At 74.8% G+C, this 13,859-nt stretch carries 10 protein-coding genes; 6 read left to right on the top strand and 4 right to left on the bottom strand.

What is annotated here, in order from left to right:
* Positions 1-4: 4 nt before the first annotated feature.
* Positions 5-169, bottom strand: coding sequence for a hypothetical protein (locus ACPPVO_RS47945; RefSeq protein WP_360388398.1), 165 nt, complete (start codon positions 167-169; stop codon positions 5-7).
* 197 nt (positions 170-366) lie between these two features.
* Here ACPPVO_RS47945 and ACPPVO_RS47940 point away from each other — a divergent pair, with 197 nt between their 5' ends.
* The 3 genes from ACPPVO_RS47940 to ACPPVO_RS47930 all read left to right on the top strand — a co-directional run bounded on the left by ACPPVO_RS47940 (position 367) and on the right by ACPPVO_RS47930 (position 4,987).
* Positions 367-1,173: a hypothetical protein gene (locus ACPPVO_RS47940; RefSeq protein ID WP_426505638.1), complete on the top strand. Its 807-nt coding sequence runs from the start codon at positions 367-369 to the stop codon at positions 1,171-1,173.
* Positions 1,174-1,294: 121 nt separating this feature from the next.
* Positions 1,295-2,530, top strand: a complete 1,236-nt coding sequence (locus ACPPVO_RS47935; protein ID WP_426505636.1) for a hypothetical protein — start codon at positions 1,295-1,297, stop codon at positions 2,528-2,530.
* A gap of 90 nt (positions 2,531-2,620) precedes the next feature.
* A complete protein-coding gene (locus ACPPVO_RS47930) occupies positions 2,621-4,987 on the top strand; it encodes an ABC transporter permease (protein WP_426505634.1) in 2,367 nt (788 codons plus the stop codon).
* Between the two features lie 16 nt (positions 4,988-5,003).
* Here the strand turns inward: ACPPVO_RS47930 and ACPPVO_RS47925 are convergent, their stop codons facing one another.
* The 3 genes from ACPPVO_RS47925 to ACPPVO_RS47915 form a co-directional block, all read right to left on the bottom strand.
* Positions 5,004-7,478: an FtsX-like permease family protein gene (locus tag ACPPVO_RS47925; protein ID WP_426505632.1), complete on the bottom strand. Its 2,475-nt coding sequence runs from the start codon at positions 7,476-7,478 to the stop codon at positions 5,004-5,006.
* 160 nt (positions 7,479-7,638) lie between these two features.
* Positions 7,639-9,288, bottom strand: a complete 1,650-nt coding sequence (locus ACPPVO_RS47920) for an alkaline phosphatase family protein (RefSeq protein WP_426505630.1) — start codon at positions 9,286-9,288, stop codon at positions 7,639-7,641.
* Positions 9,289-9,377: 89 nt separating this feature from the next.
* Positions 9,378-11,075: an AAA family ATPase gene (locus ACPPVO_RS47915; RefSeq protein ID WP_426505628.1), complete on the bottom strand. Its 1,698-nt coding sequence runs from the start codon at positions 11,073-11,075 to the stop codon at positions 9,378-9,380.
* 174 nt (positions 11,076-11,249) lie between these two features.
* Between ACPPVO_RS47915 and ACPPVO_RS47910 the strand changes: the two genes are divergently transcribed.
* Genes ACPPVO_RS47910 through ACPPVO_RS47900 form a run of 3 tightly spaced genes read left to right on the top strand, consistent with a single transcriptional unit; the run spans position 11,250 to position 13,850 of the window.
* Positions 11,250-12,245 carry an endo alpha-1,4 polygalactosaminidase gene (locus ACPPVO_RS47910; protein ID WP_426505627.1) on the top strand — a complete coding sequence of 332 codons (996 nt, stop codon included), beginning with the start codon at positions 11,250-11,252 and terminating at the stop codon, positions 12,243-12,245.
* Positions 12,246-12,268: 23 nt separating this feature from the next.
* Positions 12,269-12,805 carry a SigE family RNA polymerase sigma factor gene (locus tag ACPPVO_RS47905; RefSeq protein ID WP_426505626.1) on the top strand — a complete coding sequence of 179 codons (537 nt, stop codon included), beginning with the start codon at positions 12,269-12,271 and terminating at the stop codon, positions 12,803-12,805.
* Positions 12,798-13,850, top strand: coding sequence for a hypothetical protein (locus ACPPVO_RS47900; protein ID WP_426505625.1), 1,053 nt, complete (start codon positions 12,798-12,800; stop codon positions 13,848-13,850). The genes ACPPVO_RS47905 and ACPPVO_RS47900 overlap by 8 nt, the downstream gene beginning before the upstream one ends.
* Positions 13,851-13,859 lie beyond the last annotated feature (9 nt).

Here is a 13,859-nt window from a genome sequence, read left to right as displayed (position 1 = left end):
CGGGTCAGTCGCCCATGCCGTCGCCGGAGCAGGACCAGCCGCCGCTGCCCTTCGTGCAGACCTCGCTCTTCACCCCGCCGCTGATCTGCCGCAGGTCATCCTCGCGGAGCTCCACGCCGGAGGCGGCGATCCGGTCGAGCTTGATGCGCGTCGTGGCCTTCTTCAACATCGGTACAACTCCTTTTTGTCGGGTGAGGCCGGACCGTGCGGCCCGGCGAGCACCATTAGGCCCGCACCGACTTGGAATCGAACAAAGGCTGACTTGCCCCGGGCTGTCGCCAACCGGATAGGTCGCGTTAACCGCGGATGCCACGCCGGGCCCCGATTTCAGCGATCTCTCAGCACCGGGCCGCCAGCCTGGCCCGCATGACTCGAGCGTGGCCGCCCGGCGCCGTCGTTACCGGTGAACCCGTACACCCCGTCGTCCGCGCCCGGCTCGCCAAGGTGCCGCAGGTCACGGCCCTCTTCTGGATTATCAAGGTGCTGACCACCGGGATGGGGGAGACGGCCTCGGACTTCCTTGCGCACACCGTTGCGCCGCCGGTGGCGGTCGGGCTGGGCGGCCTCGGCCTGGCCGGGGCGCTGATCCTGCAGCTCCGGGTGCGCCGCTACCGGGCCGGCGTCTACTGGTTCGCGGTCGTCATGGTGAGCGTCTTCGGCACGATGGCGGCCGACGTCCTGCACGTGGGCCTGGGCGTGCCGTACCTGCTCTCCACCATCGGCTTCGCGGTCGTGCTCGCCGCCGTCCTCGCCCTCTGGTACGCCGCCGAGCGCACCCTGTCCATCCACAGCATCACCACGCCGCGCCGGGAGTGCTTCTACTGGGCCACCGTCCTGGTCACGTTCGCCCTGGGCACCGCCGCCGGCGACCTGACCGCCGTGACGTTCGGCTGGGGGTACCTGCTGTCCGGCGGCATCTTCGCGGTCCTGATCGCCCTGCCGGCGCTGGCCTTCCGGACCGGCACGCTCAACGCCGTGGTCGCGTTCTGGACCGCCTACGTGATCACCCGTCCGCTCGGGGCCTCCTTCGCGGACTGGATGGGCGTCTCCCACGAACGCGGCGGGCTGGGCCTCGGCACCGGCCCGGTGACCGCGGTCTGGGCCGCGCTCATCGTCGGCCTGGTCGCCTATCTGGCCATCACCGGCGCCGACCGGGAACCCGCCGGGCCGTGAATCTTTTTACGTTTTTCGGCGACGCCCGATCGTGTTTCTTCAGCCGAATTTCAGGACCCTTCGCCTACCTTGGCGTCGCATTCTGAGGAGCCCATTTTCGAGAACGTCGTGAGGGAGTGCCGTGTCCGTTACCGCCGACAGGCTGGCGAGTTCGCGGGGGTGGGCGACGAAGGTACCCGCGATCACCGCCACGTTCTGGGTCATCAAGGTGCTGTCCACGACGATCGGGGAGACGTTCGCGGACTACCTGGCCGTGAATGCCGGACTCGGGCCCGCGGTGACCGACGCGATAATGCTCGCGCTGCTCGTGGGCGCGCTCGTCGTGCAATTCCGGACCAGCCGCTACACGCCCTGGATTTATTGGCTCTGCGTGGTTCTGGTGAGCATTTTCGGTACCCAGCTCACCGACTTCTTCACCGACACGCTGGGCGTGTCGCTCTACCTCAGCACCGCCGTTTTCTCGGTCACTCTCGCGGTGGTGTTCGCGGTCTGGTACCGGCAGGAGGGCACGCTCGCGATCGCCTCCATCAACACGCCCCGCCGCGAAGGCTTCTACTGGGCGGCGATCCTGACCACATTCGCGCTCGGTACCGCCGCCGGCGACCTGGCCACCGAGGCGCTCGACCTGGGCTTCCGCAACGGGACGTTCATCTTCGGCGGTCTGATCCTGGCCACCTGGATCGCGTTGCGCGCCGGTGCCGGCCAGGTGCTGACGTTCTGGATCGCCTACGTGCTGACCCGGCCGCTCGGCGCCTCGCTCGGGGACCTGCTCACCCAGGACAAGGACCTCGGCGGCCTGGCGCTGGGCGCGAGCGTCACCAGCGCGCTGTTCCTGGCGGCCATCGTCGTGCTCGTCGCCCGCGAGCAGGTGCTCGTCAGCCGCCACGGTGTCGCCGAGAAGGGAGCCGGGCCGCGCGGCCACGACTTCGCCTGGGCCGGCGCGGCCGTCCTGGTCGTCGCCGTCGCCGGTCTCGGCCTCAGTCTGGCGCACGGATCGCCGGCCGTCCCGGAGCCGCAGGCGAACGTCGCGCCGGCCGGCTCCGCCACGTCAGGGCCGGTGCACCCGACCACGAAGCTGGGCGATCTCGGCCGGTTCGCGGCGATCGTCGGCGACGTCCAGGCCAAGGTCGCCGGGAACGACCTGGCGGGGGCGAAGACCCGCGTCAAGGACCTCGAGGTGGCCTGGGACGACGCCGAGGCCGGTCTCAAGCCGCGCGACTCGGCGAAGTGGCATCAGCTCGACGATCAGATCGACGCCGTGCTCACCGCCCTGCGCGCGTCGCACCCGTCCCGGACCGGCTGCGCGTCCGCCGTCGCCGGCCTCATGAAGACGCTGAACACGTTCGACGGGGTCTGATCCGGGCGGCGCGGAATCATCAGCGCGAGGTACGGGAAGTCATCGTTGCGGCGGGCGCGCGGGGCCGCGGGCGCCGCCTAGCGTTCGGGAATGGCGTTGAGTCAGGTCGTACGAGCCGGGGCCCGGCGGCGGCGCGGGCCGGCCGTGGTGATGAGCCTGACGACCATGCTGGCCGTGACCGCGTCCGTGCTCGGCGCCGGGCTGCTCGTCGCGGCGCGGGCGCCGTTCGACCGCGCCTTCCGGGCCGGCCGCGGCGCGCACCTCGTCGCGCGGTTCGACGCGGGCCGCGTCGGCGAGGAGCGGGTGCGGGCGACGGCTAAGGTGGCGGGCGTCGTCGAGGCGGCCGGGCCGTACCCGCTGCTGTCGCTGCGGCCGCGCGCCGGTTCCAACGGCGAGGGCATCCCGGAAGGCGAGGATCTTCCGCCGATGACGATCGTCGGGCGGGCCGACCCCGGCGGGTCGGTCGACCGTCTGCAGGTCACCGCGGGGCGCTGGGCGAGCGGCGCCGGCGAGGTGGTGCTCGCCGCCGACAACGCGCCGTTCGGGGTCGGCGGGCGGCTGCGGTTCCCGGGCCTGCCGGGCGCGCCGACGCTGACCGTGGTCGGGATGGCCCGTTCGGTGGGGCGGAGCTCGGACGCGTGGGTTTCGCCGGACGGGCTGCGTGCGCTCACGGCGCCGGGGACGCGGCCGGACTACCAGATGCTGTACCGCTTCGCCGAGGCCGGGACCGAGCGCCAGGTGGCCGCCGACCGGTCGGCGATCGCGGCCGCGGTGCCGGCGGGGGCGATGACCGGCGTGGCGTCGTACCTGAAGGTGAAGCTGCAGGCGGACAGGACGTCGGCGACGTTCGCGCCGTTCGTCGCGGCGTTCGGGCTGCTCTCGCTCGGCCTGTCCGTGCTCGTCATCGCCGTCGTGGTGAGCGGTTCGGTGGGCGCGGCGACCCGGCGCATCGGCGTGCTCAAGGCGATCGGGTTCACGCCGGGGCAGATCGTGCGGGCGTACGTCGGGCAGGCCCTCGTCCCCGCGTCGGCCGGCACCGCGGCCGGCGTCGTGCTCGGCAACCTCCTGGCGTTGCCGGTGCTGCACGACGCGCGGACCGCGCTCGGGGCCGGGCCCGCGCTCGTCGCGCCGTGGATCGACGTGGCGGTCCCCGGCCTCGCCCTGGCCCTTGTCGCCGGTACCGCACTGGTGCCCGCTCGGCGCGCGGGCCGGCTGCGCACCGTCGAGGCGATCGTCGCCGGGCGCACCCCGCCGAACGGCCGCGGCCGGCGGTTCCGCCGGGTGCTCGGCCGCCTGCCGCTGCCGCGCGCGGTGACGCTCGGCCTCGGCATCCCGTTCGGCCGGCCCGGGCGGGCGGCGACGATCGCGGCCGCCGTCTTGCTCGGTACCGTCGGGGCCACCCTCGGGGCGGGCTTGGCCGTCTCGCTCGGCGCCATCCAGCGCGACGTCGACCGCCGCTCACCGGGCGCGGTCGTGGTGCAGGCCTTCGGCCCGCCGGCGCCGCCGGTGCCCGGCGCGGAAGGGCCGGCGCCGCGTCCCGCCTCCGTCGAGCAGGTCGCGGCGGCGATCGCGGCGCAGCCGGGCACCGGCCGGTTCTTCAGTACCGGGCAGACGCAGCTCAGCGTGGCCGGACTGGCGGGGCCGACGAGCGTGACCGAGTACCGCGGCGAATCGTCCTGGGGCTCTTACCGGATGCTGTCCGGCCGTTGGTTCCAGCGCCCCGGCGAGGCGGTCGTCCCGTCGAGCTTCCTGCGCGCCACCGGGGCCCGCGTCGGGGACGTCGTCACCCTGACCAACGGCGACCGCTCGGCGGACGTCCGGCTGGTCGGCGAGGTCTTCTCGATGCAGCCGGCGATCCTGACCGACGCCTCGTCGCTGGACGGGCTGGACGCGTACGTGCTGCCGCAGTCGGTCGAGTTCGACATCGACCTGACGCCCGGGGCCGACCGGGGGTCGTACATGGCGGCGCTCGACGACACCCTGCGCCCGTACGGCATCGTCAGCCAGCCCAACCACGCCCGGGTCAGCGGCCTGCTCGTGGCTATGGACGCGCTGGCCGCCACGCTGACCCTCCTGCTGGTCGCGGTGGCCGGCCTCGGGGTGCTGAACGTGGTCGTCCTCGACACCCGCGAGCGCGTCCGGGACATCGGCATCCTCAAGTCGCTCGGCATGTCGCCGCGGCAGACCGTCGCCATGGTCCTCACCGCGGTCGCCGTCAACGGCCTGGCCGCCGGCGGGCTCGGCGTGCCGATCGGCATCGCGCTGCACCATGTCGTGGTACCGGCGATGGGCGAGGCGGCCGCCACGGCGATCCCGGCCGCCGACATCGGGGTGTACCACCTGCCCGTGGTCGTGCCGCTCCTGCTCGGCGGGGTGCTGATCGCCGTGGCCGGCGCGCTGGTCCCGGCCGGCTGGACGGCCCGGAGCAGCACGGCCACGGCGCTGCGGTCCGAGTAGGAACCGGGCCTCCGCCTCACTCGAGGGGTTGGCGGGCGATCGCCCGGGCCTCCCGTCCGGTCAGCACCCATCCGCCGGCGTAGGCGACGATCGGCAGGCCGATCAGGATGGCCGCCAGGTTGACCAGCGGCGGGTGGGCCAGCCAGTGCAGCTCCCGGTGGAACCAGACCAGCACCGCCAGGTACGTGCAGCCGGTGCCGATGATCGCGCCGGTCAGCGCGAGCGAGCCCGCGGTCGCGGCGGTCAGGGCCCGGCGGGTGCGCCGGCGCGCACCGGCCGCCGTGAGGGTGCGCAGGTCGCGGGCCGTCTCGCTGCGGATGAGCCCGACCGTCAGGGCGAGCACGCCGAGCGCGACGGCGATGCCGCCGGCGGTGAACCAGGCGGCCAGGCGGGTCTCGTCCGCGCCGGTCGGGCGGGTCTCGACGTAGAGGCCGGCGGCCGCCGCCCGCTGCTGGGCCCGGTCGACCTGGGCCGCGGTGAGCTTGCCGGGCGAGTCGATGAGCCAGCCCAGCGGGGCCTCGGTCAGGGCGAGCTGGGCCATGCCGTGCGGGGTGAGCAGCACGTTGGGCAGCGACTGGTAGTCGGGCAGGGCCACGTGCTGGAAGACCGGGTGCCAGCGCGGGACGCCGCCGGGGACGATGTCGTACCCGTCGAGGTTCGCCCGCGGCGTGAGCACGTCGGTGTCGGCGCCGACGCTCGCCGGGTCGATGCCGTAGTGGGTCAGCAGCTCCGGGGTCGCGGCGTAGATCGGGACCATGTCGACGTCGCGGTACGTCACCCCGCCGGGCTCGCCCAGGCCGGCGGCGCGGCGGATGCCCAGCACGGCCGGCGGCCGGCCACCGCTGTCGCGGTCGAGCGGCCCGTTCGGGTTGACGCCGCCGATCAGCGGCAGCGCCGTGGCGTGCAGCTCGGCGGCGATCGCGTCGGCCTGCTTGCGCAGGCCCTCCAGCTCCGCGGCGGTGAGGACGGGCACCGGCCCGGTCATCCGGTACTCGGAGAGCCAGACGATCATCTGGTCGGCCGGGATGGTGCCACCGGTCGGTACCGCGGTCTTGGCCACGGTCACCGCGGAGCCCAGGGCGACCACGGCGGCGATGCCGATGGCGAGGGCGATGGCGGCGAGTGCGGCGCCGGAGCGGGCGCGGTAGCGGGCCAGGTCGCGCATGGCCAGCCGCGGCGCGAGGGGCGCGTGCCGGGCCAGGACGCCGATGGTGGCCACCCCGAGCGGGGCGAGCAGCAGCAGCCCGAGCGCGGTGAGCAGCACGCCGCCGAGGATGTACGGCCCCTTCGACTGCTGCGACAGGTACAGCCCGGTCAGCCCGGCGGCGAGGAGCACGACCCCGGCCAGCGCGAACCGGTGCGCGGGCCGGGGCGGGGCCGGCCGCGCGGAGAGGGCGGCGACCACGGGGATGCGGGCGGCGGCCCGCGCCGGCCACCAGGCGGCGAGGACCGCGGTCACGGCGGCCAGCACCACGGCGAGCAGCAGCGGCGTCCAGGGCAGGTCGAACCGGTCGATGCGGCGGCCCAGGAGCGGCTCGAAGACGGGGCTCAGCACGGCCCAGCCGGCCACGCCGGCGACCGCCCCGGCCAGCGCGCCGGCTGCGCCGATGACCAGGCCGTTGGCCAGCAGCACCAGGCGGATGTGCCGGTGGCCGGCGCCGATCGCGCCGAGCATGCCGAGCGCGCGCAGCCGGCGCTGGGCCATGACGTGGAACCCGGCGACGCAGAGCAGGCCGACGAAGACCAGCCCGATCGTGGCGAGGATGAGCACGAGGGTGGTGGCGGGGTCGCTCTCCTGGTTGCGGCGCCGGGTGGAGATGCCGTCGGGGCGGGGTTTGGAGGTGTACTGCGACTGCGACACCTTCAGCAGCGCGTCGACGTGGTCGACCGCGGCCCCGAGCCGGCCGGGTGCGACGAGCGCGAACGGCTCGGCGAGGTTGAGCGGGTTCTCCACGACGCCGACGACGGTCCACGACCGGCCGGCGGCGGTCCAGGCGCCGCCCAGGTGCAGCCCGGCGCGCCGCCGCACCCCGTCGGTGACCGCGATCTCGTCCGCGCCCTGCGGCCAGCGGCCCTCGTCGAGGCGGAGCATCGAGCGGCCGTACGGCCCGCCGGGGTCCTGGGCGCGCAGGTCGACGCCGTTGGCGCTGCCCGGCACCGGGACCTTCTTGGCGTACTCGATGACCTCGACGGTGCCGTAGTTGCCGCGCAGCTGGGCGAGGTCGGCGTCGAGCCGGGGGCCGGTGCCGTTGATGGTGACGATGTGGTCGGCCGTGCCGAACACCGACGCCTCGGACGGGGTGTTGGCGGCCATGGCCAGCCCGATGGTGGTGCCGGCGACGGCGAGCAGCAGCAGGGCGAGCACGATCACCTGCTGGCGCCACTCGCGGCGGAACAGGCGCCAGGCCCAGCGGACCACGGCGCGGCGGGCCGGCAGGCCGCCGTTGCCGCCGCCGAGGTCGAGGGGCCGGTCCGGCCAGGCGAAGCTCATCGGGCCGCCCCCTCGGCCGGCAGCGAGCCGGGGTTCGGCCGGGATGCGGTGCTCACAGCGCCATCTCGCCCGGTATCATGTCGGGTAGCATACCGAGTATGCTGACGGCCGTCGAGGCCCGGCCGGGGCCACGGGGGAGCCCCGGCCGGGCCGCGGGACGTCAGTCGATGCCGGGCAGCACCGCGGTGTGCTCGGCCCGCGCCGCCTGCAGCTCGCCGGGCTCCAGGCCCAGCAGCCGCAGGATGGTCGGCGCGATCTGCGCCGTGCGGACCGCGGTGTCCACAGTGGACGCTCGACGGACGCCGGCGCCGGACACGACGAGCGGCACGTCGCGGTCGGCCGGGGTGGCGCCGCCGTGCTCGGCGATCTTCGACTTCTTGCCGGTGTACACCACGCCGGGCTGGACGAGGCCGATGACGTCCGGCACCCGCGGGTCGCCGCGGTCGGCGCCGAGGTAGGCGGCCGCGTCCGCGCCGGCGTGGACGGCCTGCAGGCCCGACGCCGTGTACGGGCGCGGGTTGCCGGCGATGTCGTTGCCCGTGCCGGCGCTGCCGAGCAGGAAGGTCCGGGCGAACGCGGCGGCGGCTGGGGACCGGTCGGTCAGCCACAGCAGCATGGCGTCGTCGTCGATGGAGTGCGCGACCAGCGGGCCCGGATGCCCGGCCGCCTGCCACGCCGCGTCGAGCGCGGCCAGGATCGGAGCGTCGGCGATTCGCAGGAGCTGCGACGGTACCGTGGGGGACTGCCCGTGCTTGGCCGAGACCACGATCGTCGTGCTGTCCGCGAGCCGCCGGGCCGACAGCTCGGCCACGAACCGGCCCAGCTGCGCGTCGACGAAGTCCAGCGCCCCCGACAGCACCGGCCCGGGCGTGACCCCGTCGGCGAGGTAGCCGCCGGCCGGCAGCTTCTGCGCGGTCGACACGCTCTGGAAGTTCAGGCCGAACACCGCGGGGGTGCCGAGCTTTACCGAACGGGCGTGGTCGTACCCGTCGATCTCGTTGAGGACCGCCTGGACCTTGTAGCCGTCGTACTGCTGGGTCAGGGCGTTGACCTGCGTCCAGTCGTGCCCGTCGGCGTCGGCGACCGAGTTGATCTCCGGGGTGAACAGATCCTGGATGCCGGTGCCCGACGGGCCCTGCAGCAGGTCGTACGCCGGGTGCTTGTCCGACCAGGCGGTGACCAGCCCGTGCGTCCGGGCGACCTCGAACACGGTGTTGACCCGCACGTACTCGTGCGGGTACACCGGCCGGCAGGTCTTCGGGTCGACGGGCAGCTGCGCCGGGTCGAGCAGCGTCTCCGGCGAGCCGGTCAGGGCCAGGATCGAGCCGGGCAGCCCGGCCAGCCCCTGCCCGGCGTCGAGGCGGGACGGGTCGCGGTCGGCGTTCTCGGCGTAGGCGACCTCGGCGCCGGGTGCGGCGCCGGTGCACGTCGTCGTGCCGGCCGGGAACAGCTGCGGGTTGTAGGAGTCGTCGTAGTACACCCCGGTGGTCTTCGGGTCGCCCCCGGTGACCTGGGCGAGCATCCCGGGGAACGAGTCCGACGGGAACGGGGTGACCGCGTTGCGGTAGGTCAGGCCGGCGCCGGCCAGCCGGGCCAGGGCCGAGCCGGGACGGTGCGCGACGTACCAGGCGAGGTCCTGCTGGTGCAGGCCGTCCACGGAGACGAGCAGCACGTGCGCGCCGCGGCCGCGACCACGCTGGTCGTGGGCGGGGTCGGCGGCGGCCGGGGCGGAGGCGGAGAGCGCCAGCGCGCCGGCCGCGGCGACGCTCGCGGCGAGCGCCAGGCGGCGCCGCGTCGATGTTGTATCCATGGCGTCGGGTCTATGGGCGTCGGGTAACGCGGCGCCGCGGTTCCGGCGAACGGCGGGTGACGAACGGTGCCAGGGCATTCAGCGGGTTCTCAGAAAGCCCCGCGGGCGTGCAACCTCGCAGCGGCGGCGGAGCGGATCCGCTGAGCGCTACAGCAGGCCGGCGAGCTGGTCGCGGCCGGTGATGCCCAGTTTGCGGTACGCGCGCTGCAGGTGGTTGTCGACGGTACGCACGGCATGACCATCCGCTCGCTGATGTCCCGGCTGCTCATCCCCGCGGCCGCGAGCGCCGCGATCTCACGTTCCCGGGCGGTCAGGATCTGCCGCTGCGGGTCGGCGGTGGCCAGCAGCGGGGTCCGCGCCTCCTCGCAGCGTTCCCGGCACGCGCGCGCCTCGTGGGCGGCCCGGGCCGCCGGCCGCTGACGGCCCTGCTGGGCCAGGCAACGCGCGGCCGTCGGGCCGCCGCCGACCGCCGTCGCGGCCGAGGCGAACCGGATCGCCGAGCGCAGGTCGTGCAGCGCGAGGCTGCGCCGGGCCGCCCCGAGCAGCAGGGCGGGGGTCGCCGAGGTCCGCGGCTTCGAGGCGCCAGGCCGCGACCCGCACGATGTCGTCGTGCCGGCGCAGGCCCGTGTCGCCGAGGCGCCGGCGAGCCGCGACAACAGCGCCCGGCGGTCCCCGGTGGCCATGCCCCGGGTTGCCGCCTCGCCGAACAGGGGGTGCGCCAGCAGCACTTCGTGGCGCAGCCCGCGGGTGTCGACGGTGACGAGGCCGGCGCGCTCCAGCGCGTCCAGCGCCGCCGCGTCGGCCAGGCGCTCCGCCAGGGCCCGGCCGATCGGTTCGCCGAGGGCCACGAGCCGCAGCGCGGCCCGCTGCGGCGGCGGGGGGGCCTCGACCCGCTCGGCGACCACGTCCACGAGATGGGGCGGCGCGCTGATCACGCCGTGGGCCACCCAGCCGCGGCCCGCCTCGTGGCGCAGCGTGCCCTGCCGCCGCGCGCCGGTGATGACCTCCCGCAGCGCCAACGGGTTGCCGGCCGCGAGACGGGTGAGCTCCCGGCCGGTGAACAGGTCGACGGCGCCCTCGAGCAGCTCCCGCGCGAGCTCCTCGATGTCGGCGTCGGCGAGCGGCGGCAGGTCGATGCGCAGCGCGCGCTGGTCCTTCCACAGCGCGTCCAGCGCATCCGGCACCGGCTCGTCGGACCGCACGGTGAGCACCGCGAAGAGCCGGCGCGCGGCGACCACCTGCTGGATCAGCGCGGCCGACACCGGGTCGAGGTGGTGTGCGTCGTCGACGAACAGCATGGGCCGGGGACCGTCCCCGACGAGCGCCTGCCGCGCGGCCGGCAGCAGCATCGCGTCGGGCACCGAGAGCCGCGGCAGCAGGGGCGCGAGCGCGCCGAGCAGCAGCGCCGCCGCGGCCCGCGTCGCGAGCACCCGCAACGGTTTCGCGCCGCGCGGGGTCAGCCGCGCCAGGCACTCCTCGGCCAGCCGGGTCTTGCCCACACCGGCCGCCCCGACCAGGAGCACGGCCGGCGCCGCGCCGCCGGCCAGCGCCTCGGCGACGAGGGCGACCTCGCCGTCGCGGCCGACCAGGCGGGTCGACGTGGTCTGGGCCTGCAGCTCTTCGAGGGCACCGAGGGCTCGGGCTGCCCGACCGCGGACCTCGACGGCCAGGCGAACATCACGGACATGACCTCGTTCGCCGGCACGACCGACAGCCGCTCGCTCGCCGTCGGCAACCAGGACGAGGGCGGCGCCGACCGCGTCTCGGTCAGCTTCCTCGTCGCCCACAGCTGATCCCCGCCGGACCGCCGGGGCGCCGGAGCCACCCGCTCCGGCGCCCCGGCCGGTCCGCCACCTTCCGTGACGGTTCCATAGCCGAAAGAAGTTCTCTTTTCCCGGCAGCAGGCGGGCGGGTTCACCGCGTTCATGAGGCGGAGCCAACCCCTGCCGAGGAGTCGTCGCATGCCGTTTCCGGGAAAGCGCAACCGCATCAAGCTCGGCCTGGCCGTCGTGGCCGCGGTGGTCATCGCCGTCGGGGCCGGCATCGGCAGCGCCGATGCGAGCACGCGCAAGCACTGGTGGGGCGGCGGTCGCCACCCGCAGCCCTCGGCGAGCGCGTCCCCGGCCGCCTCCCGCACGACGGGCGCGCCGTCGCCGGCCGCGAGCGCCGCGCCCACCACGCCGGCCCCGGCGAGCCCGAGGCCGACGGCGACGGGGACGCCGACGAAGAGCGGCACCTGGGCGCCGCCGCCGGCCAACGCGGGCTTCGACTACCAGATCGGCGGCGCGTACTCCCCGCCGGCGGGCGTCGGCGTGGTGAGCCGCGACCACGACGCGAGCCCGGCGGCCGGCCTGTACAACATCTGCTACGTCAACGCCTTCCAGGCCCAGACCGAGGCGAACGCCTGGTGGAAGTCCAACCACCCCGACCTGCTGCTGCACGACGCGAAGGGCAACCTCGTCGTGGACAAGGACTGGAACGAGATCCTGCTGGACTTCTCGACCGCCGACAAGCGCGCGGCCCTCACGGCGATCGTCGGCGGCTGGATGGACGGCTGCGCCGGCAAGGGCTTCAAGGGCGTCGAGCCGGACAACCTCGACTCGTGGACCCGCTCGGGCGGCCGGCTGACCAAGGCCCAGGCGATCGCGTACGCCCAGTCACTTGTCGCCTACGGCCACGGCAAGGGCCTCGCCGTGGCGCAAAAGAACACCGCCGACCTGGACACCGCGAGCGTCCGGCAGATCGGCTTCGACTTCGCGGTGGCCGAGGAGTGCGCCGACTACGACGAGTGCCAGAACTACACAGCGTCGTACGGCGGCAACGTCATCGTTATCGAGTACAGCCAGAGCCAGTTCACCAAGGCCTGCGGCGCCTACGGAAGCACGCTGTCGATCGTCCTGCGTGACGTCGACGTCACCACCCCGGGCTCGGGTTCGTACGTGTTCAAGAGCTGTTGAGCCGCCACTACACTCGCGAGGCGATGAGCCCCGATCTCGCTCCGGCCGGCGCGCACCCGCGCCGGCCGGAGGGCTTCGACGACTTCGTGCGCAGCCGGGGCGGGGCGCTGCTGCGCTTCGCCTACGTGCTCTGCGGCGACGCGCACCTGGCCGAGGACCTCGTGCAGGAGGTGCTCGCCCGGATGCATCCGCGCTGGGAGCGGGTCACGGTGATGGACAGCCCCGAGGCGTACGTGCGGACCGCGATCGTGCGGCAGTTCCTGTCGTGGCGCCGGCGGCGGGCCGCGGGCGAGGCGGTCGTCGCCGAGGTGCCCGAGCCGGCCGGCCTGGCCGAGCCGCAGCAGCGGGTGCTGGCCCGCGACCAGATGTGGCAGCTGCTCGCCGGGCTGCCCCGCGCGCAGCGGGCCGTGCTCGTGCTGCGGTTCTACTGCGATCTGGCGGACGGGGAGATCGCGAACCTGCTGGACTGCCGGGAGACGACCGTACGGTCGCAGGCGGCGCGGGCGCTCGCGCGGATGCGGACGATGCTCGGCGAACAGGAGGGGGCCGGCGATGGATGAGCTGGACCGGTTGCTCGCGGACACGATGCACGGCGCGGCCGGCCGCGCGCCCTCCGACGCGGGGCTGCTGACCGGGGTGCACGGGCGGGCGCGGCGGTACCGTCGCCGCCGGGTCGCCACCGCGCTCTCGGCGGCGGCGGTCGTCCTCGCCCTCGCCGTGCCCGCGGCCGTGGTGCTGGCCGTACGCCCGGACCGCGGCGTGCCGGTGGGGGCGGTACCCACGACGTCGGTCTCCACCGCATCCCCGCAGGCACCCTCGCCCAGCGGCGCACCGGCCGCGGGGCCGCCGACGTCCGCGGCCCACAGCGCGCCCGCGACCGCGGACACGGTGAAGCTGGTGCCGGGCTACACCGCGCCGGCGTTCCCGTACTCGCTCCCGGCGACCGACGGCGTCAAGGCCCCCGTCGCCTCGATGGCCGGCGGGAACCTCGTCGCCTTCTTCGAGGCGACCGACATCCGGCACCACTCCGACACGACCGTCACCGTGTCGAGCCGCCGGCCCGTGTACGGCACGCCGGCCACCGAGGTCCCCAAGCCGGTGCGCGGGCACGCGGGCACGCTGCGGACCGTCGACGTGCAGCCGGCCAGGCAACTGACGCTGTACTGGCCGGAGTCGCCGACGCGGTGGATCGCCCTGGCCACCGACGACACGTACACCCCGGAGCAGGTCGTGGCCCTGGCCAACGCGCTGACGCCGGCGTCGGTCCCGGTGTCGCCCCCGTTCACCCTCGACCTCAGCCCCGCCGGCCTCGTCGCCGACACGGTGAGCCAGTCGACGATGAGCTTCCGCGCGCCGGACAGCGCCGCGTTCGGCGTGGTGCTGTACAAGCGCCGGGCGCTCACCGCCCCGAACCAGACCGTCAACGCGTACAAGGCCCGGTTGACCCGCGACGCGACCGGCGCGACGCTCGACGTGGACGTCGTGGACTGGAACGCCACCCTCCGCGTGAGCGTGGCGCCCGGCCTCACCATCACCGACGCCGACCTGCTCCGCTTCGCCGCGGGCGTGCACATCCTCAACCGCTCGAACCCCACCGATTGGTAGGCACGCTGG

Source organism: Dactylosporangium sp. McL0621 (assembly GCF_049995355.1).
In the GTDB taxonomy this organism is placed as follows: domain Bacteria; phylum Actinomycetota; class Actinomycetes; order Mycobacteriales; family Micromonosporaceae; genus Dactylosporangium.
Note: the sequence above shows the minus strand (reverse complement) of the source record. Positions and strands in the feature narration are given on the sequence as shown.